Origin of the sequence: Streptococcus sp. KR, assembly GCF_002238115.1 — a bacterium.
In the GTDB taxonomy this organism is placed as follows: domain Bacteria; phylum Bacillota; class Bacilli; order Lactobacillales; family Streptococcaceae; genus Streptococcus.
In genome coordinates this window covers 1-340 of sequence record NZ_NGVM01000206.1, presented here as the reverse complement: position 1 = coordinate 340, position 340 = coordinate 1, and the positions used below count along the sequence as shown (strand labels likewise).

General features: G+C 42.9%; 1 pseudogene. It reads left to right on the top strand.

Features of this window, described 5'->3' with window-relative positions:
• Nucleotides 1-290, top strand: a pseudogene (locus CBI42_RS11625) (VirB4-like conjugal transfer ATPase, CD1110 family); the annotation flags it as partial.
• Between the last annotated feature and the right edge of the window lie 50 nt (nt 291-340).

Below are 340 nucleotides of genomic sequence, written 5' to 3'. Positions count from 1 at the left end.
ATGGAGCCATCCCAACAGGGATTACACAGAATCCAGAGACTGTTTTATCTACAGAAGAAGGTAGAAAGCTAGTCGCAAACTGTGAGTTTCTAGCCCTCCTGAAGCTGAAACGAACGGATCTGGAAGCCCTGGAGCAGGTTATCCCTCTTACGCCTTCACTAGAGCGATTTGTCTTGCGGCCAAAAGCAAAGGGTACTGGTTTGATTGTTGCTGGAGATACCATTGTCCCATTTGAAAATCCTATCCCTAAAGATACCAAACTGTATCAATTGGTTGCGACAGATGGTTAAAAAATAGAAAGAGAGGTGATTTCTTTTGTTTGAAAGTGATCCCAAACAAT